Here is a 24,506-nt window from a genome sequence, read left to right on the forward strand (position 1 = left end):
GGCTTCCGTGAGGAAGGCGCCGGTCACGTGCTGGTCGCTCGAAGGTCTTGGGGCGGACGTCTCGCGCTTGGGGTGCGAGCCGGTCTGGCGCTGCTGCTCGCCCTCGTCACCGCGGTCGTCGTCACCCCGGGCGCCGAGCGCGCCGACGCCGCCGTCGTGCGCTCGTTCTCCAAGCTCTTCTCGCAGCAGACCAACGGCTCGATCGCCATCACCGGCAACCGCCTCATGACGTGCGGCAACGCCAACGCGTGCACCGAGGCACTGGCCGGCACCACGACCGCGAGCAACAACAACTTCACGATGACCTTCCTCGACGCCGACAACGTGTCGAGCACGAGCAGCTCGTCGGGGGCGGGGGTCAGCATCCCCAGCGGCGCGCGGGTGCTCTACGCCGGCCTCTTCTGGGGCGCCGCCCGTACCGCCGGCCAGAACGGCAACGCCGCCACCGGCAACCCGAACCAGCTGAAGTTCCGGGCCCCGGGCGCCGCCGCCTACACGACGCTGACCGCCGACACCGTCGACAGCTCGGGCCTGTCGACGAACGACTACTCCGCCTACAAGGACGTCACCTCGATCGTCCAGGCGGCCGGAAGCGGCACCTACTGGGGGGCCGACATCTCCGCCGCCACCGGGTCCGACCGCTACGGCGCCTGGAGCCTCGTCGTCGCCATCGGCGACCCCACCGCCCCGCTGCGCGACCTCACGGTCTTCAACGGCTACGCCACCCTGACGAACAACGAGCTCGTCACGACGACGATCTCCGGCTTCCTCGCCCCACCGTCGGGAGCGGTCAGCGCGAAGTTCGGGACCGTCGTCTACGAGGGCGACGCGGGCCTCACCGGCGACTACATGACGGTCGGCACGACCCGGCTCGCCGACGCCCAGAGCCCGTCGGCCAACTTCTTCGGCAGCAGGGTCACCGCCGGTGGGGCCAACCTCACCGACCGCACGCCGGCGAGCGTCAACAACCTCGGGGCCGACTCCAAGGTGGTGGACGCACCCGGGGTCGTCCCGAATGGCGCCACCTCGACCAACGTCACCTTCTCGACGAGCGGCGACTTCTACTACCCCGCCGTGCTCACCACCCAGATCGACCTCTACGCCCCGACCATCACCGGGACGAAGAGCGCCAGCAACCTGTCGGGCAACAGCCCGGCCCGGGCGGGCGACGTCATCGAGTACACGATGGCCTTCACCAACACCGGCGACGACAACGCCGTCAACTCCGTGGTCGAGGACGCCCTGCCACCCAACTCGACGTACGTGCCGGGCTCGCTGTCGGTGCTGGCCGGCGCCGGGACCGGCGCCAAGACCGACGCCGCCGGCGACGACCAGGCGGAGTACGTCGCCGCCACCAGACAGGTGCGCTTCCGGGTCGGCACCGGCGCGAACGCGACGAGCGGCGGGGTGCTCTCGAACGGTGGCACCACACGGCTGCGCTTCCAGGTCACGGTCGACACCGCGGCATCCGGCACGACGCTCTCGAACTCGGGCAACCTCGTCTACACCGCCGCCACGATCGGCACCCGGTACACGTACCAGACGGCCGACGCCTCGACCCCGGTCGCGACGCGGGCCGACCTGTCGCTGACGAAGACGACGGCGCAGACGGCCGTCGTCGCCGGCGACACGGTGACCTACACCCTGCGCGCCGCCAACTCCGGGCCCACCGCGGCCACCGACGTCGTCGTCACCGACACCCTCCCGTCGGGGGCGACGCTGGTGTCGAGCACCCCGTCGCAGGGCGCCTGCACGCCGTCCGGCCAGACCCTCACCTGCGCGGTCGGCACGGTGCCCAACGGCGCCGCCGCCACCGTGACCGTCGTCGTGCGCGTGCCGTCCGGCTCGACCGCCACGACCGTCACCAACGTCGCCGACGTGTCGAGCTCGACCTCCGACCCCGACACGACGAACAACCGGGCCTCGGTGACGACCCCCGTCACCCGCGCGGCCGACGTCTCCCTGACGAAGACGGTCAGCACCGCGACACCGGCCCCGGGGACGACGGTCACCTACACGCTCACGGCCCGCAACAACGGCCTGTCGGATGCCGTCGACGCCGTCGTCACGGACACCCTCCCCACCGCGTTCCAGGCCCTCACGGCCACGACGACGGCCGGGTCCTGCACGGTGACGGGCAACGGGATCTCCTGTGCCGTGGGCACGCTCGCCCCCGGGGCCACCGCGACGGTGCAGGTCACCGCTCGCGTCGACTCCGGCTTCAGCGGCGGTGGGGCGCTCGTCAACCGGGCCCAGGTGCAGTCGAGCACCCCCGACCCCACGCCGGCGAACAACACCGCCGCCGTCACCGTGACGCCCACCGCCGCGGTGACCGACATCCAGGTCGCCAAGGAGACGCTGACGTCCCCCGTCGTGGCCGGCGGCCCGGTCGCCTACCGGGTCACCCTCACCAACGCCGGACCGTCCGTCGCCCGCACGGTGACCCTGACCGACGCCCTGCCGTCGACCTTCAGCGGGGTGACCGCGACGACCAGCCTCGGCACGTGCACCGTCACGGGCACGACCGTCTCCTGCACCGTCGACCCGCTGCCGACGGGGTCGAGCGTCGTCGTCACGGTCAACGCCGTCCTCTCCCCCACCGCGACCGGCACGGTCGCCAACATGGCGAGCGCGACCTCGGCCACGACCGACCCGACGCCGGGGAACAACGCCGCGACGGTCACCGACACCGTGACCACGGCGGCCGACCTCGACCTCGACAAGGGCGCCACCCCGGTGCCGGTCGTCAACGGCCAGGACGTCACCTACACGCTGCGGGTGCGCAACCTCGGCCCGTCGACGTCGCGCGGCGTCGTGCTCACCGACCCGGTGCCCGCGCCGCTCGTCTTCCGCTCGGCGGCGCCGTCGCAGGGGTCGTGCACCCAGTCCGGTGGCACGGTCACCTGCCTGCTCGGCGACGTGCCCCTCGGGGCTACCGCCACCGTCACGGTGGTCGCCGCGGTCCCTCCGGCCGGTGGCGCCAACGGGGTCACGAACACGGCGCGGGTCACCGCGTCGACGACCGACCCCGCCACCGTCAACAACACGGCGAGCTACCGCCTCAGCACCGGCGCGTCGGCGAACGTCGTCATGAGCAAGACCGCCGGCCCCGCGACGGCCACGGCAGGCGCGCCGGTCACCTTCACCCTCGCCGCCCGCAACGCCGGCCCCTCCGACGCCCAGGGCGTCACGGTCACCGACCAGGTCCCGGCCTCCGTCGCCATCAGCGCCGTCACCACGACGACACCGGGGGCGACCTGCACGACCACCGGCAACGCCGTGAGCTGCACGGCCTCGACGCTGACGGCCGGCAGCAGCCTCGTCGTCACCGTGCAGGGCACGCTGGCCGCCACCACCGCGGCCGGCACCCTGACCAACACGGCCACCGCGACCGTCTCGTCACCGACCGACCCGACCCTCGGTGACAACACCGCGACGAGCTCGACCCCCGTGCAGACCCGCGCCGACGTCGTGCTGGCCAAGACCGGCCCCGCCACGGTCACCGCCGGCGGGGCGGTCACGTGGACCCTGACCGCCCGCAACGACGGCCCCTCGACCGCCCGTGACGTCCTGGTGCAAGACGCCCCACCGAGAGGGTTCACCTTCGCCACCGGCACCGGACCCGGCACCACGTGCGAGCAGCAGCAGGACATCGCGGTGCCGATCATCGAGTGCGCCCTCGGCACCCTCGCCCCGGGCGAGAGCCGGACCATCACCCTCAGCGGCAGCATCGACGCCGACACCGTGGCGGGCACCGCGCTGACCAACAGCGCCACCATGTCGTCGTCGACCCCCGACCCGAACCCGGCGAACAACACGGCGGCGGCGACGACGACCACCACCACCAGCGCCGACGTCTCGGTCTCCAAGTCGGTGGCGCCCGACCCGCTCACCGCCGGCGCCGCCGCGACGTACACGCTGCTGCTCGGCAACGCCGGCCCCTCCACGGCTCAGGGCGTGACCGTGACGGACACGCTGCCCGCGGCGCTGCGCGTGACCGGGGCCGTCGTCGCGGGCGGGACGTGCGCGGTGGCCGGCCAGCAGGTGACGTGCACCGTCCCCCAGCTCGCCGCCGGTGCCACGGCCGAGGCCCTCGTCCAAGTGGTGGTCGCGGCCGACACCACCGCAGCGGTCACCAACACCGCGAGCGTCTCGAGCTCCACGCCCGACCCGACCCCGGGCGACAACACGGACGCCCTCGTCACCCCGGTGGAGGAGAGCGCGGACCTCGAGCTGCTCAAGACGGCGGACACGCGGTCGGTCGTCGCCGGGACGGGCCTGACCTACACGGTCACGGTCGTCAACAACGGCCCCTCGGTCGCCACCGCCGCCACCGTCACCGACACCCTGCCGACCGGGCTGACCTACCTCGACGGGTCGACCAGCGCCGGTGCCTGCACGGTGTCGGGCCAGACGGTGACGTGCGCCGTCGGCGACGTGGCCCCCGGCGACCCGGTCACCATCACCATCAGCGCGCGACTCGCCCGCGGGTTCGCCGCCGACACGCTGGCGAACAGCGCGACGGTGGCCTCGCCCACCCCTGACCCCGCGTCCGACAACGACACCGCGACGGCCGACGTCGAGGTCACCCGCAGCGCCGACCTCTCCGTCAGCAAGGCGGCCACGCCCGAGACCGTCGTCCCCGGGCGGGAGGTCACGTACGCGATCACGGTCACGAACGACGGACCGTCGACGGCGCGTGACGTCACGGTGGCGGATGCCGTACCGGCCGGCATCCGCGTCACGTCGGCGACCTGGGGGGCGGGCACCGCGTGCACCGTGGCGGGGCAGGACGTCACGTGCGCCCTCGGGTCGGTCCCCGTCGGGCAGGTCAGCGTCACGGTGGTCGGCACCGTCGACTCGCAGTTCGCCGGCACCAGCCTGACCAACACGGCGACGGTGGCCTCGGGCACCGACGACCCCGACCCCGACGGCGACACGGCCACCGTCGTCTCCCCCGTGGTGGGCCAGGCCGACCTCGAGCTCGTCAAGACCATCACGCCCACGAACCCGGTCGCCGGCCAGCAGGTGACGTTCACCCTGACGGCGACCAACAACGGGCCGTCCGCCGCCCTCAGTCCGCAGTTCATCGACCAGCTGCCGCCAGGGCTGACGAACGTGTCGGTCGTGCCGCCACCGGGTGCCACCGGCTGCGAGATCGTGCCCCCGGTCAGCCCGGGCACCGTCGACAACCCGACCGCCCCGACCGTCATCTGCAGCGGGCCGATCTTCCGGGCCGGGATCACCGTGGTCGGTACCATCACCGCGACCATCACACCCGCCTACGTCGGGACCCTGAGCAACACGGGGCGCACGAGCTCGGACACCCTCGACCCGGTCGCGTCCAACAACGAGTCGACGGTCGCCGTCACGGTCGGCCAGTCGGCCGACCTGTCGATCGCCAAGACGGTCTCACCGACGACGCCCGTGCCTGGACAGCCGGTCACCTACACCCTCGCCGTGCGCAACGCGGGCCCGTCGACGGCCACCGCCGTCACCGTGTCCGACGTCGTCCCGGCCACGGTGACCGGCGTGCGGGCCACGTCGACGGCGGGCTCGTGCACGGTCGGGGCCGGCAACGCCGTCAGCTGCGCGGTCGGCTCCGTCGCACCCTCGGCCCTCGTCACGGTCACCGTGAGCGGGACCCTGTCGCCGTCGGCCACCGGCGCGGTGACGAACACGGCGACGGTCACCGCCGCGACGCCGGACCCCGACGCGACGGACAACTCCTCGACGGTGACGAGCCCGACCGCCCCCTCGGCCGACGTGTCGGTGACCAAGACCCTGACCCCGGCGGCCCCGGTACCGGGCGGCCCGGTGACGTTCACGATGACGGTGCGCAACGCCGGCCCGTCCACGGCCACCGCCGTCACCCTGACCGACCCCCTCGACGACGCGCTGCGGGGCACGGCCGTCACGAGCTCCGTGGGCACCTGCACGGTGACGGGGACGAGCCTCGGATGCCGGCTCGGTGACCTCGCGCCGGGTGGGTCGGCCACGGTCACGGTGACCGCCGTGCTCGACGCCGGCTTCACCGGCTCCCTCAGCAACACCGCCACCGTCGGGAGCGCCACCACCGACCCCGTGCCGGGCAACGACACCGCGACCGCCTCGGGGACGACGGCCCCGAGCGCGGACGTCTCGCTCACGAAGACGCTGACCCCCGAGGCACCGATCCCCGGTGCGGCGGTGTCGTACACGGTGCAGGTGCGCAACGCCGGGCCCTCCACGGCATCCGGCGTGGTCGTCACCGACCCGCTCGACGCCGCGATCACACAGGTCACCGCGACGGTCGACGACGGCAGCACGTGCGCCCTCGCCGCCGACAACACCCTCTCGTGCCCCGTCGGGTCGGTCGCCCCCGGCGGCCAGGTGACCGTCTCCGTCACGGGGACCCTCGCCCCCGACTTCACCGGGCGGCTCGAGAACACCGCGACCGCGCGGTCGGCGACGCCCGACCCGGTCGCCGACAACAACACCGCGTCGGCCTCCGGTCAGGCCGCGCCGAGCGCCGACGTCTCGATCGGCAAGGCGCTGACCCCGCTCGACCCGACGCCCGGCGAGCAGGTGCGCTTCACCCTCACGGTCGACGACGTCGGCCCGTCGACCGCCGCCGGGGTCACCGTGCGCGACCAGCTCGACCCCGCCCTCGGTGACATCCGCGTCACGAGCACGGCCGGCACGTGCACCGTCGACGCCGCCCGGTTGCTCACGTGCGCCGTGGGCGCGCTCGACCCCGATGACACCGAGGTGACGGTGACCGTCATCGCCACCCTGTCGACCGGCTTCACCGGCACCCTCACCAACACCGCCACGGCGACCTCGTCGACACCCGACCCGGACACCTCGAACAACAGCGCCACCGTGTCCGACGACAGCGTGCCGTCGGCCGACCTGTCCGTCGTCAAGACCATCGCGCCCCTCTCGCCCGTCCCGGGTCAGCCGGTGACGTTCACGCTCGTCGTCGCCAACGCCGGTCCGTCCAACGCGACCCAGGTCACGCTGACCGACCGGCTCGACGCCGCGCTCGAGGGGGCGACGGCCACGACGAGCGCCGGCACGTGCGCCGTCGGCGCGGACGACGCCCTGACGTGCGACCTCGGCACGGTCATCTCGGGGGCGACCGTGACCGTCACGGTCACCGCGACCCTCCAACCGGGCTACACCGGGCCGCTGTCCAACACCGCCCGGGTCGCCTCGCCCGTCAACGACCCGCAGCCGGGCAACAACACCTCGGCCGTCACCGGCCCGACGCTGGCCGCGGCCGACCTCTCGGTGAGCAAGTCCGTCAGCCCCGGCGCGCCCGTCCCGGGCCGGCCGGTCACGTACACCGTCACGGTGCGCAACGCCGGCCCGTCGACCGCCACCGAGGTCGTGCTCACCGACCCGCTCGACCCCGCGCTCACCGGCGCCACGGCGACGTCGACGGCCGGCTCGTGCCTCACCGCCGGCGGCGACGTCACCTGCGCCCTCGGCGCGGTGGCCCCGTCCGGTGTCGTCACGGTGACCGTGACCGCCGACCTCGACCGGGCCTTCACCGGCACCCTGGCCAACACCGCCACGGTCCGCACCGCGACGGTCGACCCCGACACGACGAACGACCGCGACACCGTCTCCGTCGTCACCGCACCGTCGGCCGGCCTGTCGATCAGCAAGACGCTGGAGACCGCCGCCCCGGTCCCGGGTTCCGCCGTGACGTACACCCTCACGGTCACGAACGACGGGCCGTCGACGGCCACCGGGGTGCTCGTGACCGACCAGCTCGACACGGCCCTGACTGCCGTCACGGCGACCGCCGACGACCAGAGCACCTGCACCGTCTCGGCGACCGACCTGCTCACCTGCCCGCTCGCCCCCGTCGCGCCCGGCGAGCGGGTCACCGTCACGGTGACCGCCACCCTCGACGCGGGCTTCACGGGTGCTCTCGTCAACGACGCCACGGTGTCGTCCGACACCCCCGACCCCGACCCGTCCGACGACACGGCATCGGTCACCGGTACGGCATCCCCGTCAGCCGACGTGTCGGTCGTCAAGACCCTGACGCCGTCGGTCCCCGTGCCCGGCCAGCCCGTCACGTACACCTTCGTCGTCACCAACGACGGCCCCTCCACCGCCGCCGGCGTCGAACTCGACGACCCCCTCGACGCCGCCCTCACGGGGGCGCTCGCGACGTCCGACCTTGGGTCGTGCTCCGTCGAGGCGGGTGCGCTCGACTGCGACCTCGGCTCCCTCGCGCCCGGGTCCGACGCGACGGTGACCCTCACGGCCGTGCTGTCGCCGTCCTTCACCGGCACCCTCACCAACACCGCGACCGTGTCGGCGCAGACGGACGACCCGGACCCGGCGAACGACACCTCGACCGCCAACGGTGCCGCGGCGCCGTCGGCGAACCTGTCCCTCACCAAAGCGGTGAGCCCCGAACGCCCGGTCCCCGGGCAGCCGGTCACCTTCACCCTCGGCGTCCGCAACGACGGGCCGTCCGACGCGACCGGTGTCACCGTCGAGGACACCCTCGCCGACGTCCTCTCGAACGCGACCGCCACGAGTCCCGACGGCACCTGCGACGTCACCGACGGTGGTGTGGTCACCTGCGACCTTGGCACCCTCGCGCCGGGGGCCGTCACCTCGGTGACGATCCGCGCCGACCTCGCGAGCTCGGCCACCGGCATCCTCGAGAACACGGCGACCGTCGGCTCGGACACCGACGACCCCGACACCGACGACAACACGGCCACGGTCACCGGCACGACCGCCCCGGCCGCCGACCTCTCCGTCACCAAGACCCTCGCGCCGACCGACCCCGTCCCCGGTCAGCGCGTCACGTTCACGCTCACCGTGCGCGACAACGGCCCGTCGGATGCCGTCGGGGTGACGGTCGTCGACGACCTCGACCCCGCGCTCACCGACGTCCGAGCGACGTCCACGGCCGGGACGTGCGCGGTGGCCGGGTCGTCCGTCGCCTGCGCCCTCGGGACCCTCGCCGCTGGTGCCGACCCCGTCGTCGTCACCGTCGAGGCCACGTTGTCCCCCGACTTCGACGGTCAGCTGACGAACACCGCCGTCGTCGCCGCCGACACCGTCGACCCCAACCCGGCGAACAACACGGCGACCGCCACCGCCGGCAGCGCCGCGTCGGCCGACGTGTCGGTGACGAAGGCCGTGAGCCCGGCCGCACCCGTCCCGGGCGCCGCCGTCACCTTCACCGTGACCGCCCGCAACGCCGGCCCGTCCACCGCCGCCCGGGTCGTCGTCGCCGACGTGCTCGACCCGCGTCTCGCCGACGTCACCGCCACGGCCGACGACGGCACCGCCTGCCGCCTCGACGGCAGCAGCCTCAGCTGCCCCGTCGGCGCCCTCCCCGTCGGCGGTGTCGTGACCGTGACGGTCACCGCCACCCTCGCGCCGGACGCCGTCGGGCAGCTGACGAACACGGCGACGGCCGACTCCCCGACGACCGACCCCGACACCTCGAACAACTCCGACACCGTCACGGCGTCGCTCGCCCCCTCGGCCGACCTCGGCCTGACCAAGACCCTCAGCCCCGCCGCGCCGGTGCCCGGGGCCCCGCTCGAGTACACGCTCGTCGTGACGAACGCGGGACCGTCGACGGCGACGGCCCCCGTCGTCGGCGACCAGCTGAGCCCGGCCCTCACCGACGTCACCACGACGACCACCCAGGGCGTCTGCTCGGTCGACGACGGTAGCCGCTTGACCTGCGAGCCGGGCGAACTCGCCCCGGGCGACTCGGTCACCGTGACGGTGTCGGCCACGCTCTCGCCCGACTTCACGGGCACCCTGTCGAACCGCGCCTCGGTCGACTCGGCGACCCCCGACCCCGACCCGACGAACAACCTGGACGAGGTCGACGGCGCCAGCTCCGCGAGCGCCGACCTGTCGATCGTCAAGACCTCGGACCCGACGACCCCCGTGCCCGGAGGCCCCGTCACCTACCTGCTACGGGTCACCAACGACGGACCCTCCACGGCCACCTCGGTGACCGTCACCGACGAGCTCGACGACGCCCTGCTCGGCGTCGGGGTGGTCGCGTCGGCTGGCGGCTGCACGCAGTCGGCGACGGGCACGCTCTCGTGCGACCTCGGCTCCCTGGCGCCGGGCGAGTCGGCGACGGTCACCGTCACCGCCACCGTGGATGCCGGTCGCACCGGGTCGCTGGCCAACACCGCCGAGGTCACCTCGGCCACACCCGACCCCGACCCGACGAACAACACGTCGAGCGTCGACCCGGTCCTCTCCCCCGTGGCCGACCTGTCCCTCACCAAGGCGCTCACCTCCGGGCCACCCGTCCCCGGCACGCCGGTGACCTACACCCTCACCGTCGACAACCTCGGACCGTCGACGGCGACCGGCGTCACGCTGACCGACGTCCTCGACCCACGGCTCTCCGCGGCGACCGCCACCCCCTCGGCCGGCACCTGTGACGTCGTGGGCGCCACCGTGGAGTGCGACCTGGGCAGCCTCACCCCGGAGGACCCACCCGTGACGGTCACCCTGACCGCCCTGCTCTCACCGGATGCCGTGGAGGACCTCGGCAACATCGCGACAGTGGCCTCGGACACCACCGACCCCGTTCCCGGCAACAACACGAAGACGGTCACCTCGCCCGTCGAGCCGTCGGCCGACGTCTCCGTCGAGAAGGAGGTACTGCCCACGGTCCCGGTGCCGGGCGAAGAGGTGACCTTCACCGTGACGGTGAGCAACGCCGGCCCGTCGAGCGCCCGCGACGTCGTCGTGCGCGACGTGCTTCCCGCCGACGTGACCCTGACCAGCGATCCCTCCACCACGGTGGGCGCCTGCACAGTCGTCGACGGGGCCCTCGAGTGCGACCTCGGGACCCTGGCCCCGACGGTCTCGACCGACCGTCCCGACGGTGTCCCGGCCGTCGTCGTGACCGTCGTGGGCACGCTCGACCCTGAGACGACCGCCCCTGTCACCAACACCGCCACCGTCGGGTCGTCGACGCCGGACCCCGACACCGCCAACAACACGGACACCGCCACCGGTGACCCCGCCCCGTCCGCCGACCTCACGATCGTCAAGACCTTCACGTCGCCGACGAGCGTGCCGGGGCAGCGCGTCGGGTTCACCATCACGGTCACGAACGACGGACCCTCCACCGCCACTCAGGTGCGGGTCGACGACCGGCTCGACCCGGTGCTCTCGGACCCCGAGGCGTCGACCGGCGACCCATCACGGCCCTGCACGACCACCGACGACGCCTTCTCGTGCGACCTCGGCTCGCTCGCCCCCGACGACTCCGTCACGATCACCGGCTCGGCCCTGCTCGCCCCCGACCACGTCGGTGAGCTCGTCAACGTCGCCACGGTGGAGTCGGCCACCTTCGACCCCGACACCTCCGACAACACCGCCACCGCCACGGCCACGTCGGTGCCGGCGGCCGACGTCTCGGTCACCAAGACGGTCGAGCCCACCCGACCCACCCCCGGCGCCCCCGTCACCTTCACCATCACCGTCGACAACGACGGGCCGTCGACCGCCACCGGCAGAGTCGTCACCGACCAGCTCGCCGACGCCCTGCTGCGACCGGAGGTCACCTCGACCGCCGGCACGTGCACCGTCACCGACGGGCTCGTGCGCTGCGAGCTCGGCGACCTCGCCCCCGCCGACCCGCCGGTGACGATCACCGTCCGGGCCCTGCTCGACCCCGCGTTCACAGGCGACCCCGCCTTCTCGGGTCGACTTGTCAACACCGCCGAGGTCACGGCCGGTCCCCAGGACCCCGACCCGAGCAACAACACCGACACCGTCGACGTGGTCACCGGAGCGAGCGCCGACCTGTCCGTGACGAAGGTGGTCACCTCGGGCCCGGTCGTCGCCGGACGTCCGGTCACCTGGGCCGTCACGGTGCGCAACGACGGCCCGTCCTCGTCGACCGGCACGACGCTGACCGACTCGCTGCCCGAGGGCGTGGGCCGGCCCACCGTGACCGTGGTGGGGGCGGACCCTGAGCCCGAGGGGTGCGACTGGTCCGCCACCGACCGCCAGGTGCGGTGCGAGCTCGGCACGATCGCGAGCGGCGCGACGGCGGTCGTGACCCTCACCGCCCTCGTCGACCCGGCCGCGTCCGGAACCCTGACCAACACCGCGACGGTCACCGGCGCCCTACCCGACCCGGAGAGCGCCGACGACACCGACAGCGTCACCTCCGTCGTCACCGGCTCGTCCGACGTGTCGGTGGTCAAGACGGCCTCGTCCGCGACCGCCCGCGTCGGTGACCGGCTCACCTACACCCTGACGGTCACGGCCGATGGTCCATCCACCGCCCGGGGCGTGACGATGCGCGACGTGCTGCCCGACGGGCTGGCGCTCGTCGGACGCGCCACGACGGATGCCGGTCGGTGCACGACCGGCGACGCCACCGTCACGTGCGCGCTCGGGGACCTCCAGCCGGGCTCGACGGTGGCGGTGACGCTGGCCGCACGCGTGGTCGACGCGGCGGCCGGGCGCACGGTGACGAACACGGCATCCGTCACCTCGTCGACGCCGGACCCCGGGCTCGGCAACGACCGCGGCAGTGCGACCGTCTCGGTGGCGGCCGCCACACCGCCGTCGCCCGGCCACCCTCAGCCCCCGCCACCCGTGCACCCGCCCGTACCGCCGGTGCACCCGCCCACCCCGGGTGGCCCCGACCTGCCTATCACGGGCGAGGACGTCGGGCTGGCCGTCGGGCTCGGCGTCGGGGCCGTGCTCACGGGTCTGCTGCTGCTGCACCTCGCCCGCCGACGTGAGGATGCCGGGTGACCCGGGCACCGGGTCGCCCGGGCCCGGTTGACCTCGAGCGACCTTGAGGTCCTAGCGTCGCACCATGCCCTCTCCCCGTGCCGGTGACGACACCACCGCCGCCGCCGACCGTGACCGCAGAGCGGCGGTGCCCGACGACGTGACGGGTGCGGCCGTGGAGCCGGGCGGGCTGATGTCGCCGGAGCTGCGGGCGACGACGATCGGGGTCATCGCGCTCGTCTCCCTGCACGCCTTCGAGGCGCTGGCCCTGACGACCGTCATGCCGACCATCGCCCGTGACCTCGACGGCGAGGCGCTCTACGCGATGGCCTTCACCGCCACGCTCGCCGCGGGCATCGTCAGCATCGTCTGGTCGGGCAACCTCGCCGACCGGCGCGGGCCCCGCCCGCCGCTGCTCATCGGCCTCGTCCTCTTCGCCGCCGGTCTCGTGCTCGCCGGCCTCGCGCCGACCATGCACGTGCTCATCGGGGCGCGGGTCGTCCAGGGGCTGGGCGCGGGGATGACGAGCACCGCGCTCTACGTCCTCGTCACCCGCGTGTACCCACCGCGGCTACACACCGCCGTGCTCGCGGGCTTCTCGGCGGCGTGGGTCGTGCCATCGGTCGCGGGCCCGTTCGTCGCGGGCCTGATCACCCAGACGCTCGGCTGGCGCTGGGTCTTCGGTCTGTCGCTCGTCGTGCTCGTGCTCGCGTCGCTGCTGCTGGCCCGCATGGTCCCCGGCCTCCGGCAAGACCTCGTGCCGGTCCCGTGGCGGGGGCGGGCCCTCGGCTGCTCGGTCGTCGTGGCCGGCGCCGTCCTCGTGCTCAACGCGGCCGCCGAGCACGTCGACGGGCGCAGCCTCGCGGTGGCCGCGGTCGCGGCGGTCGTGCTCGTCGCCGCCGTCGTCCCGCTGCTGCCGGCCGGCACGCTTCGCCTCGCCCGCGGCCTGCCCACCGACGTCGCGCTGCGCACCCTCGCCTTCGCCGCCTTCAGCGGTGCCGAGATCTACCTGCCGCGGCTGCTGACGGAGCGGGACGGCTTCGGCCCCACCCTCGCGGGGCTGTCCCTCACCGTCACCGGTGTCACGTGGTTCCTCGGCAGCAGCGTGCAGGGCCGGTGGGACGCGCGGTTCGAGGTCGGCCGGACGGCCACGGTCGCCCTCGGCCTCATGACCGTCTCGCTGGTCGCCATGGCCGCCCTCGTCGCCGTCGGCGCCCCCGCCTGGACCCTCATCGCGGTCTTCCCCGTCGCCGGCTTCGGCATCGGCACGCTCTACCCCCGGGTCACGGCCCAGGCGCTCGGGCGGGCCGACGACGACGAGCAGGGCTTCGTCAGCTCGGCCCTGCAGATCGGTGACTCCTCGGGCGGGGCCAGCGCCATCGCCCTGTCGGCCATCGTCTTCGCGGTGGCGGGCTCGGCCCTGCCCGGCTCGTACGCCCTCGTCATCGCCGTCATGGCCCTGCCGGTGCTCGTCGCCACCGTCGCCGCCCGGCGAGTCCGCTGAGCGTCGTCGCGGTCGTCCGCCGGGCGATGGCAGCCCAGGAAATCCCCCTTACGTCCCGGTAACGTAAATAGATGGTCAAATCGGACGTTTTTCCTTGCATTCCGGTGCATAGGAGGTGCATCATTTTCTTGTCGGCGACACCCCCCACCCCACAAGTCGTCGCCGGCGAACGTAGGTCGAGCACCTACCCACGCGGAACGATATGGACCCCCCAAGCCCATGTTCTGCGGTCCGCCTCGCGAGACTCAGCTCCGCGAGCAGCGAAGCAGCAGAGGCAGCCGCCCCCCAAGCGGCTGCCTCTCTGCATGTCCGGATGCCGGTGACGACGTCCCGCGCGCCCGCGCGCCCACGTACGTCCGGGCCCACGGCATCCGGAGACGCAGAAGGCCCCCACCCGTGGTCGGGTGGGGGCCTCCGGCGTGCCGGTGACGAGGCTGTCGCGCCGGCGCCGACGCGTGCGGTCAGGCGTCGATGTGCTGCTCGGCCCGGGCGTCGCGACGCGACTTCCAGAGGCTGGCCACCGTCGTCACCCCGAGGATGAGCACGATCGCCCCGAGCGAGACGCTGATCGGGATGTCGGGCACGGCGTCGATCGGCTCGCCGTTGTTGACGAACGGCAGGTTGTTCTCGTGCAGCGCGTGCATGACGAGCTTGACGCCGATGAAGGCGAGCAGGACGGCGAGGCCGATGCTGAGGTAGACGAGCTTCTTGAGCAGGCCGCCGATGAGGAAGTAGAGCTGCCGCAGACCCATGAGGGCGAAGATGTTCGCGGTCAGGACGAGGTACGGCTCCTTCGTCAGGCCGTAGATGGCCGGGATGGAGTCGAGCGCGAAGAGCAGGTCCGTCGTACCGAGGGCGAGGATGACGATGAACATCGGGGTGACGAGGCGCTTGCCGTTCTCGACGACGGTGAGGCTCGTGCCGTGGAAGTCCTTCGTGGCCGGGAAGCGCTTCTCGACCCAGAGCAGCAGGCGGTTCTCCTTGAACTCGTCGTCGTCGGACTCCCCACCCGTGGCCAGCTTGACCGCGGTGTAGATGAGGAACGCGCCGAAGATGTAGAAGACCCAGGCGTAGGCGTTGATGACGACCGCGCCGAGCGCGATGAAGACACCGCGCAGGATGATCGCGATGATGATGCCGACCATGAGCGCCGACTGCTGCAGCTTCATCGGTACCTTGAAGCTGGCCATGATGAGCAGGAAGACGAAGAGGTTGTCGACCGACAGCGAGTACTCGGTCAGCCAGCCGGCGTAGAACTCACCGGCGTACTGGCCGCCGTACTGCCACCAGATGAAGAGGCCGAAGAGCACGGCGGCGCCGATGAAGAAGGCGAGGTGCCGCGAGACCTCCGGCATCGTCGGCACGTGCGGCCGGCGCGCGATGACGAAGACGTCGACGAGCAGGAACACGGCCATGAGGCCGATCGTCAGGGCCCAGCCCCAGGCGGGAACATTCATGAGAACAGCCTTCCGGTCACCACATCAGCAACCGGAGGTCTCTCCCGCCCCGCGACCCCGGGGCCGACGTGGACCGACGGCCCGGGAGCAGCGGCAACAGTCCGCTCCGTGATGACGAGCTCGTCGCGCGGGGATACTCCCCTCCGTGAACGCCTGAGTGTTTCACTCCGCCACCCACCCCTCAAATCGAGGCCGCATCGTGGGTGCGCACAATGACCACAACCCCCGCAGCGGTCGCCTGGCGTCCGCTGCGGGCCGCGCTCAGCGGGTGGCGGCGCTCATCTGCCGCAGCTCCTTCTTGAGGTCGCCGAGCTCGTCGCGCAACCGGGCCGCCAGCTCGAAGTGCAGCTCGGCCGCGGCCTGGTGCATCTGCGTCGTCAGCTCCTGGATGAGGTTGGCGAGGTCGGCCGCGGCCATGTCGGCGGGCCGTCGCTTGGCGCCCCCGGCCGAGACCCCGACGTCGGCCGCCATGGCGCCACGACCGCCACCGCTCTTGCCGCGCGACTGCATGCGGCCGCTGCCGAGCAGCTCGGCCGTGTCGGCATCCTCGCGCTCGAGCAGGTCGGTGATGTCGGCGATCTTCTTGCGCAGCGGCTGCGGGTCGACGCCGCGCTCGAGGTTGTAGGCGATCTGCTTCTCGCGACGGCGGCTCGTCTCGTCGAGCGCCTGCTGCATCGAGGGCGTGACCTTGTCGGCGTACATGTGCACCTGGCCCGACACGTTTCGGGCGGCGCGGCCGATGGTCTGGATGAGGCTGCGCGCCGAGCGGAGGAAGCCCTCCTTGTCGGCGTCGAGGATCGAGACGAGGGAGACCTCCGGCAGGTCGAGGCCCTCACGCAGCAGGTTGATGCCGACGAGGACGTCGAAGACGCCGGAGCGCAGCTCGCGCAGCAGCTCGACGCGCCGGAGGGTGTCGATGTCGCTGTGCAGGTAGCGGACCCGGATGCCCTTGTCGAGGAGGTAGTCGGTGAGGTCCTCGGCCATCTTCTTGGTCAGCGTCGTGACGAGGACGCGCTCGTCGCGCTTGGTGCGCTCGAGGATCTCGTGCATGAGGTCGTCGATCTGGCCCTTGGTCGGCTTGAGCACGACCTCGGGGTCGATCAGGCCGGTGGGGCGGATGATCTGCTCGACCGGGGGCCCGCCGACGGAGGACTTGGCCATCTCGTAGTCGCCCGGCGTCGCCGAGAGGTAGATGGTCTGGTCGATGCGCTCGAGGAACTCCTCCCAGCGCAGGGGCCGGTTGTCCATCGCGCTCGGCAGGCGGAAGCCGTGGTCGACGAGCATCCGCTTGCGCGACATGTCGCCCTCGTACATGGCGCCGATCTGCGGCACCGTCTGGTGCGACTCGTCGAGGACGAGGAGGAAGTCCTCCGGGAAGTAGTCGATGAGGCAGTTCGGGGCCGAGCCCGACGTGCGACCGTCGATGTGCCGGCTGTAGTTCTCGATGCCGTTGCAGAACCCGACCTGGCGCATCATCTCGAGGTCGTACGTCGTGCGCATCCGCAGGCGCTGGGCCTCGAGCAGCTTGCCCTGCCGCTCGAAGAGGGCCAGCTGGTCCTCCAGCTCGAGCTCGATGCCACGGATGGCCCGCTCCATGCGCTCGGGGCCGGCGACGTAGTGCGAGGCGGGAAAGACGTACATCTCCGACTCCTCGTTGACGACCTCGCCCGTCACCGGGTGCAGCGTGTAGATCCGCTCGATCTCGTCGCCGAAGAACTCGATGCGCACGGCGAGCTCCTCGTACACCGGGATGATCTCGACGGTGTCGCCGCGGACGCGGAAGGTGCCCCGGGTGAAGGCGAGGTCGTTGCGGGTGTACTGCATCTCGACGAAGCGGCGCAGCAGGTCGTCACGGACGATCTCCTGACCGACGCGCAGCCGCGCCATCCGGTCGACGTACTCCTGCGGGGTGCCGAGGCCGTAGATGCACGAGACCGACGCGACGACGATGACGTCACGGCGGGTGAGCAGCGAGTTGGTCGCGGAGTGCCGCAGTCGCTCGACCTCGTCGTTGACCGAGCTGTCCTTCTCGATGTAGGTGTCCGTCTGCGGGATGTACGCCTCGGGCTGGTAGTAGTCGTAGTAGCTGACGAAGTACTCGACCGCGTTGTTCGGCAGCAGCTCGCGGAACTCGTTGGCCAGCTGGGCCGCCAGCGTCTTGTTCGGGGCCATGACGAGAGTCGGCCGCTGCACCTGCTCGATGAGCCAGGCCGTCGTGGCCGACTTGCCGGTGCCGGTCGCACCGAGCAGCACGGTGTCCTTCTCCCCCGCCTTGACGCGGCGGGCGAGCTCGGCGATGGCGGTGGGCTGGTCGCCGCTCGGGGTGTACTCGGAGATGACCTCGAAGGGCGCCACCGAGCGCTGCAGGTCGGTGATCGGTCGCATGGGTCAACCGTACGTCCGACCACCGACAGCGCCCCACCCGGCGAGAGCCTCGGCGGTACGGTGACGACCGTGCGCCTCTCATCGCTGCGAGCACCCGCCTCCCCCGCCCCCGGCCCCGGCCACGTCGCGAGCCCTCGGCGGGCCGCGTGAGCGCCCCCGCGTGGCCCGACCGGCCGACCCACGTGGGGTGGCTCGAGCAGCACCTGCTCGGCCTGCTGCGCTTCGGCCGCCGAACGGCGGCCGACGGCGGCGGCGCCCACTGGCTCGACGACGACGGGGCGCCAGACCCCTCCCGCGGCATCCAGACGTGGGTCACCTCACGCACGGTGCACGTCTACTCGCTCGGCACCCTCATGGGGGTACCGGGCTGCGCGCCGGTGGTCGACGGGGCGCTGGCCGGGCTCACCGGCCGGCTGCGGGACCGCGAGCACGGGGGCTGGTTCTCCTCCCTCGACGTCGACGGGCGGCCGGAGGACGGCAAGTCGGCGTACGCCCACGCGTTCGTCGTGCTGGCGGCGTCGTCGGCCACCGCGGCGGGGCGACCGGGCGCGGAGGCCCTGCTGGCCGAGGCGCTCGAGGTCTTCGACCGCCGGTTCTGGGACGTCGACGCCGGCCTGCCCGTCGACACGTGGGACACCGCCTTCTCGACCCTCGACGGCTACCGGGGCATCAACGCCGCGATGCACACGACCGAGGCGATGCTCGCCGCCGCCGACGTACTGGCCGTGGTGCTCGGCGACGAGGCGACCGCGCGGACGTGCCGGCGCCGGGCGACCGGCATCCTGTCGAAGGTCGCCTCGTGGGCCGCCGCCAACGACTGGCGGGTGCCCGAGCACTTCGACGCCGGGTGGCGCGTGCAGCTCGAGTACAACGCCGACCGCCGCGACGACCCCTTCAAGCCCTACGGGGCAACGGTCGGCCACGGGCTCGAGTGGGCGCGACTGCTGCTGCACGGCGAGGCCGCCGCGCTGGCGGCCGGTGAGGAGCCCCCGGCCGACGCGGTGGCGAGCAGCCGTGCCCTCTTCGACCGTGCCGTCGCCGACGGCTGGTCCGTCGACGGCCGCGACGGGTTCGTCTACACGACGGACTGGTGGGGCGCGCCGGTCGTCCGCGACCGCATGCACTGGGTCGCCGCAGAGGCGACGGCGACCGCCGCGGCCCTGTGGCTGCGCACGGGTGATCAGGCTTACGCAGACCGCTACGCGCAGTGGTGGGACCACGTCGCGACCACCGTGCTCGACCACGAGCACGGGTCGTGGCACCACCAGCTCGACGCCGACAACCGCCCGTCGGGGACGGTCTGGCCCGGCAAGGCCGACCTGTACCACGCCGTGGGGGCCACCCTCGTGCCTCGCCTGCCGCTGCAGCCGTCGCTGGCCGTCGCGGTCCGCGAGGGACTGTGGCGAGCACCCGCCGACGCCTGAGCTCGGCAACGCCGCAACGCTGCTCGCGGTCCGCCCCGGGCGAACCACGAGGTTGGCGCTGTCAGGTCACGGGACGCGGTGCGTCCACGCCTCCGTGCCGAACTTCTCGTCGACGAGCCGCTGCGCCTCGGCCAGCTCGGTCTCGGTGTACGTCGCCTCGTGCGAGCGGTAGCGGGCCATGAACGAGCGGGTGAACGACTCGAGGATCGCCTCGCGGCTCATCCCCGTCTGGCGTCGCATCGGGTCGACCCGCTTGTTCGCCGACTTCGTGCCCTTGTCGCTCATCTTCTCGCGGCCGATGCGCAGCACCTCGAGCATCTTGTCGGCGTCGATGTCGTAGCTCATCGTCACGTGGTGCAGCACCGCACCGGAGACGAACCGCTTCTGCGCGGCGCCGCCGATCTTGCCGGCATCCGTGGCGATGTCGTTGAGGGGCACGAAGTGCGCGTCGACGCCGACGTCGGCCAGCGCACCGATGACCCACTCGTCGAGGAAGGAGTACGACCGCTCGAAGCTGAGGCCCTCGACGAGCGACTCGGGGACGACGAGCGAGTACGTGATGCAGTTGCCGGGCTCCATGAACATGGCGCCGCCACCGCTGATGCGGCGCACGACGTCGATGTGGTGGCGGGCGGCCCCGTCGGGGTCGACCTCGTTGCGCACCGACTGGAAGCTGCCGATGACGACGAGGGGGCTGTCCCAGTCCCAGAACCGCAGGGTCGGCGGCCGCTCACCCGACGCGACCTCGCGGGCGATGACCTCGTCGAGGGCGACGTGCAGCGCCGGGTGCATGACCGTAGCCGGGATGACGTCGAACTCGTGGTCGTGCCACCCGGTCGCCTTGCCGAGGGCACGGCGCACCGCGATGCCGACGGCCTCGGCGCTGAAGCCGATGAGGTGCACCGACTCGTCGAGCGACCCCGTGACCGCCGACGCGAGCTGCTCGGCGCCGGCCTCGACCGGCATGCCGGTCAGCGCGCCGTTGATGTCGGCCAGGGCCTCGTCGGGCTCGAGGAAGAAGTCGCCCGAGACGCTGACGTCGGCCAGCCGGCCGTCCACCACCTCGAGGTCGACCGCCACGAGCTTGCCACCGACGACCTTGTACTCACCGCGCATGCCGGGCACAACAGCGCGGCGGCCCCCGCTATGCCCGGGATGCCGGGCGGATGGGTACGGCTCGACCGAGCCCGCGACGCACCGCGACGCACCGCCACGCACCCATCGCACCCGGTGGCCACAGACGCAGACATCAGAACCCCAGCACACTAGGAGACACCATGGACACGGACCAGCTCGTCGAGCGCATCCGCATCGCCCGCGACAACGCCCTCGAGGCCGAGAAGCAGGAGCGCCAGCGCCTCGCCGACGCCGACACCACCGACCTGCAGCAGGCGGCCTCGGTGCGCCTCGCCACCCGGCAGGCCGTCCGCGAGGCGCTCGACGACGTCCTCGACGAGACGTCGCCCGAGCCGGAGAAGGCGCAGCCGTCCGACGGCTGAGCGCGTCCGACCGCCGCTGACCGCATGCAGACCTTCGTCCCCCACGTCGACTTCGAGCGTTCCGCCCGGGCGCTCGACGTCAAGCGCCTCGGCAAGCAGCGGGTCGAGGTCATCCAGATCGTGCGCGCCCTCACCGTGCCGGGCTACGCGTGGAAGAACCACCCGGCGGTGCTCATGTGGCGCGGCCACGAGGAGGCCCTCGGCCGCTACGGCCTCGTCATGTGTGACGTCTGGGTCGACCTCGGCTTCGACGACACGTGCGCCGCGACCATCGTCGACGACCTGGCGACCGCGGGTGTCTCCCCCATCCGCACGTACGACGAGCTGGCCGCGGCGGGTGCCCTGCCGCCCTGGCTCTTCGACGACGACGTACGCCGGAGCCACCGGAGCGCCCTGGTACGCAAGGATGCCGATCACTACCGTCCGCAGTTCCCCGACGTCCCCGACGACGTCGAGTACGTCTGGCCGGTGCGTTCCGAGGCGGTGATCGCGCGGGAACGGACGAAGGCGGAGAACGCCGAGAAGCGCCGGCTGCGCACGGTCGAGCGCGAGGCGCAGCTGCTGCTGGCGCAGCAGGCGGCCGACCGGCGCCGCCGCAGCGCCGCGGCCCGCAAGGGCTGGGCCACCCGTCGAGAGGGCGCGTAACCCCCGTCGAGAGGGCGCCTAGCCCCCGTCGAGAGGCCAGTCGCCCCCCGTGGCGGGGGCCTGGGGATGCCGGGTGCCGCGTCGTGTCGACCCGGGCCGACCCCGGTCGGCCCGGGTCGACCCCTCAGGGGTGCCAGCCGGTGCGGCTCGCCCACTCCCCGGCCCGGACCCACGCGTCGTCGAACCAGGGCTCCTTGGCCTCCGAGTAGACGCCCGTCCGGTCGTCGAGGGCGAGCAAGCGCTGCTTCTCGGCGGCGTAGGCCGCACGCTCGGCCGGCACGTGGCGCAGCCAGTCCGGGAAGAGCAGCGCGAAGCGCCACCCCTGCGAGCCGCGTTGTCGCACGTGCACGTGCACGACCTCCCCCGGGTCACAGCCGCCCCAGTACCGCTTGGCCCAGACCGTCTCACCGCTGCCCGGCTTGGCCCGGTCGGCGAGGTTGTCCGGGGTGCAGACGTAGCCAGCGTCGCGCAGCGCGGCGTGGAAGGTCGCGGCGTCGGCGTCCGCGAGCTCGCGCACGCCGACCTGCACGTCGATGACGTCCTTGGCCGGCAGCCCGGGCACCGCCGTCGACCCGATGTGCGAGACCTCGGTGACGGTCCGCTGCCCCGACAGGGCCGCCGCCAGCTTGGCCACGACCCGGCTGCCACGTGCCTCCCAGCGCGGGTCCGGCGGCACGACGGCGCCGTGGTCGGGTCGTCTCGAGCGTCGCCCGGCGAGCAGGTTGTCGTGCCACGGCTCGAGCCGGTCGCGCCACAGGGCGTCGACGAGCCCGGCCAGTGCGTCGGGCGAGCCGTCGTTCGGTAGCACCACGTCGGCCACGGCCCGCCGCTGCTCGTCGGTGGCCTGGGCGGCCATGCGCCGCCGGGCGTCGCCCTCCTCGAGCCCCCGCTGGTCGACGAGCCGCTGCACACGCGTCTCGACGTCGGCCTCGACGACCACCGTCAGGTGCTCGTTCACCCACGCGCCCCGCTCGACGAGCAGCGGCATGTCGTAGACGCTGACGCTCTCGCGGGCGACATCGCGGCGCCGGGCCGCGACCCGTCGGGCGATGGCCGGCACGGTGATGGCGTCGAGGTCCGCGAGCGCGCTCGGGTCACGGAAGACGATGGACGCCAGACCCGCCCGGTCGAGGGTGCCGTCGGGTCGCAGCACCTCCGGCCCGAAACGGGACGCGACCGCGTCCAGCGTCGGCTCCCCCGGCTCCATGACCTCGCGGGCCACGAGGTCGGCGTCGACCACGACGGCCCCGAGCTCGGCGAGCCGCCGTGACACCGTCGACTTGCCCGACCCGATGCCGCCGGTGACGCCGACGCGCAGCACCGGTCAGCCCTGGGCGAGGCGGGCCGGGAAGCCCCCGGTCGCGATCGGGCCCCACCGCGTGGGGGTGATGCGCAGCAGCGACTTGCCCTGGGTGCGCATCGCCTCGCGGTACTCGTCCCAGTCGGGGTGCTCCCCGGAGATGGCCCGGAAGTAGTCGACGAGCGGCTCGACGGCCTCGGGCTGGTCGATGACCTCGCAGTCACCGTCGACCTGCAGCCACGGCCCGCCGAAGTCGTCCGACAGGACGAGGACGCTGACCTGCGGATGCCGTCGCGCGTTGGCCGTCTTGGCCCGCTCCGGGTAGGTCGACACGACGATGCGACCCTGCTCGTCGACCCCGCCCGTCACGGGCGAGACCTGCGGGGTGCCGTCACGCCGCGTCGTCACGAGGACGAGGTCGTGACGGGGGCGCACGAAGTCGAGCATGGCGTCACGGTCGACGGTGGTCGTGGTGGCGATGGTTCGAGGCATGGTCCGATTCTCCCCCGGCCACCCGGCATCCGCTGCGCCGGTCGACCTCCCGTCGCCACCCGGCATCCGCCACTCCCGTCCAGCGGCGACGCTCAGGCCTGCTCGCGGGCGACCTCCTCGGCCCGGTCGACGGTGACGATGAAGGCCTCGCCCAGCCACAGCGCGTACTGCTCGTGGGTCCACCCGCAGCGCCGCACGAAGCGGTCGTAGATCTCGGGCGCGGTGAGGGTCCAGACGATGTCGGTGAGGCCGGTGCGGTCGAGCTCCGGGGTGAGCCCGTGGGCCTCGTCGAGGGCGGCCAGCATGTTCGTGTTGCCCACCCGCCGCTCCACCTCGATGGCCTCGACGAAGTCGGACAGGCCCGTGTCGCCGCCGGCCCCCTTGGCCAGCAGCACACCGAGCAGCGGGCCGGTGCGCTGGTAGATCGTCGAGCAGAGCGCGGCGTAGGCCCGCAGGAACGACGCGCGGTCGGGCGCGAGCGACATGGCCCGGAACTCCGGACGGTCGGGCATGGGGACGGGGTCGTCGTCGCCGGCGAGGGTCACGTCGTAGACCGCCTTGACGACCTCGGACTTGCCGCCGACCGCGTTGTACACCGTCTGCGCGCTGACGCCGGCGCCGGAGGCCAGCGCACTGATCGAGGTCGAGTGGTAGCCGCGCTCGAGCAGCATGGCCCGGGCCACCTCGATGATGCGCCGCCGGGTGGCCTGCGCGGCCTGCGCCCGACCCGAGTTGTCGTACGGCCGATCGGCGTCGTCGGTTGACACGGGGTGCCCCCTCACCGGACCATGGGTGTTCGCTGGAACGAGGTTCAAGCCAATGGTGCGGCGACAGGGGTTCGCACCACTGGCTCCCCCACCCCGACCGGCTCTCCACCGTCGCGCAGCAGTGTTGCACGACAGGGCGGCCCGCGGTCCACAGACCGGAGGCCGCGACCGGAGGGACGGCCGCGGAGGCGGTACCCGTCCGGCGACATCGTGGGGGAACGAGGGACCGGGTCGAGACCGACCCGGCCCCTCGTCGGTGGTGCCGTCACCGGTG

11 protein-coding genes are annotated in these 24,506 nt (G+C 72.9%); 5 read left to right on the top strand and 6 right to left on the bottom strand.

Annotated features, from left to right (window positions below):
• Positions 1-72: 72 nt before the first annotated feature.
• Together DFJ68_RS07950 and DFJ68_RS07955 are read left to right on the top strand one after the other, a co-directional pair.
• Positions 73-12,780, top strand: a complete 12,708-nt coding sequence (locus DFJ68_RS07950; RefSeq protein WP_121032282.1) for a DUF7507 domain-containing protein — start codon at positions 73-75, stop codon at positions 12,778-12,780.
• Between the two features lie 64 nt (positions 12,781-12,844).
• On the top strand, positions 12,845-14,263 hold the full coding sequence (locus DFJ68_RS07955; RefSeq protein WP_121032283.1) for an MFS transporter: 1,419 nt from the start codon (positions 12,845-12,847) through the stop codon (positions 14,261-14,263).
• Positions 14,264-14,724: 461 nt separating this feature from the next.
• On the opposite strand, the gene DFJ68_RS07960 is transcribed toward DFJ68_RS07955, so the two are convergent.
• Positions 14,725-15,720 carry a TerC family protein gene (locus DFJ68_RS07960; RefSeq protein ID WP_121032284.1) on the bottom strand — a complete coding sequence of 332 codons (996 nt, stop codon included), beginning with the start codon at positions 15,718-15,720 and terminating at the stop codon, positions 14,725-14,727.
• A 261-nt stretch (positions 15,721-15,981) separates the two neighbouring features.
• Complete coding sequence (uvrB, locus tag DFJ68_RS07965; RefSeq protein ID WP_121032285.1) at positions 15,982-18,105, bottom strand: excinuclease ABC subunit UvrB; 2,124 nt, start codon at positions 18,103-18,105, stop codon at positions 15,982-15,984.
• A gap of 146 nt (positions 18,106-18,251) precedes the next feature.
• Here uvrB and DFJ68_RS07970 point away from each other — a divergent pair, with 146 nt between their 5' ends.
• Positions 18,252-19,529 carry an AGE family epimerase/isomerase gene (locus DFJ68_RS07970; protein ID WP_121032286.1) on the top strand — a complete coding sequence of 426 codons (1,278 nt, stop codon included), beginning with the start codon at positions 18,252-18,254 and terminating at the stop codon, positions 19,527-19,529.
• Positions 19,530-19,595: 66 nt separating this feature from the next.
• On the opposite strand, the gene DFJ68_RS07975 is transcribed toward DFJ68_RS07970, so the two are convergent.
• Positions 19,596-20,645, bottom strand: coding sequence for a lipoate-protein ligase LplAB (locus DFJ68_RS07975; protein ID WP_121032287.1), 1,050 nt, complete (start codon positions 20,643-20,645; stop codon positions 19,596-19,598).
• Between the two features lie 161 nt (positions 20,646-20,806).
• Here DFJ68_RS07975 and DFJ68_RS07980 point away from each other — a divergent pair, with 161 nt between their 5' ends.
• Both DFJ68_RS07980 and DFJ68_RS07985 read left to right on the top strand, forming a co-directional pair.
• The gene (locus tag DFJ68_RS07980) at positions 20,807-21,028 is read left to right on the top strand and encodes a hypothetical protein (protein WP_121032288.1); all 222 of its coding nucleotides are present in this window, start codon (positions 20,807-20,809) and stop codon (positions 21,026-21,028) included.
• Between the two features lie 24 nt (positions 21,029-21,052).
• Complete coding sequence (locus tag DFJ68_RS07985; RefSeq protein ID WP_170165721.1) at positions 21,053-21,673, top strand: MSMEG_6728 family protein; 621 nt, start codon at positions 21,053-21,055, stop codon at positions 21,671-21,673.
• Between the two features lie 124 nt (positions 21,674-21,797).
• Here DFJ68_RS07985 and coaE read toward each other — a convergent pair whose 3' ends face one another.
• The 3 genes from coaE to DFJ68_RS08000 form a co-directional block, all read right to left on the bottom strand.
• Positions 21,798-22,994: a dephospho-CoA kinase gene (coaE, locus tag DFJ68_RS07990; protein ID WP_121032289.1), complete on the bottom strand. Its 1,197-nt coding sequence runs from the start codon at positions 22,992-22,994 to the stop codon at positions 21,798-21,800.
• Positions 22,995-22,997: 3 nt separating this feature from the next.
• Positions 22,998-23,465 (bottom strand): PPOX class F420-dependent oxidoreductase, encoded by a 468-nt coding sequence (locus tag DFJ68_RS07995; RefSeq protein WP_121032290.1) that lies wholly within the window; start codon positions 23,463-23,465, stop codon positions 22,998-23,000.
• A 92-nt stretch (positions 23,466-23,557) separates the two neighbouring features.
• Positions 23,558-24,232 (bottom strand): TetR/AcrR family transcriptional regulator, encoded by a 675-nt coding sequence (locus DFJ68_RS08000; protein ID WP_245963533.1) that lies wholly within the window; start codon positions 24,230-24,232, stop codon positions 23,558-23,560.
• Positions 24,233-24,506 lie beyond the last annotated feature (274 nt).

Source organism: Terracoccus luteus (assembly GCF_003635045.1).
Classification (GTDB): Bacteria; Actinomycetota; Actinomycetes; order Actinomycetales; family Dermatophilaceae; genus Terracoccus; species Terracoccus luteus.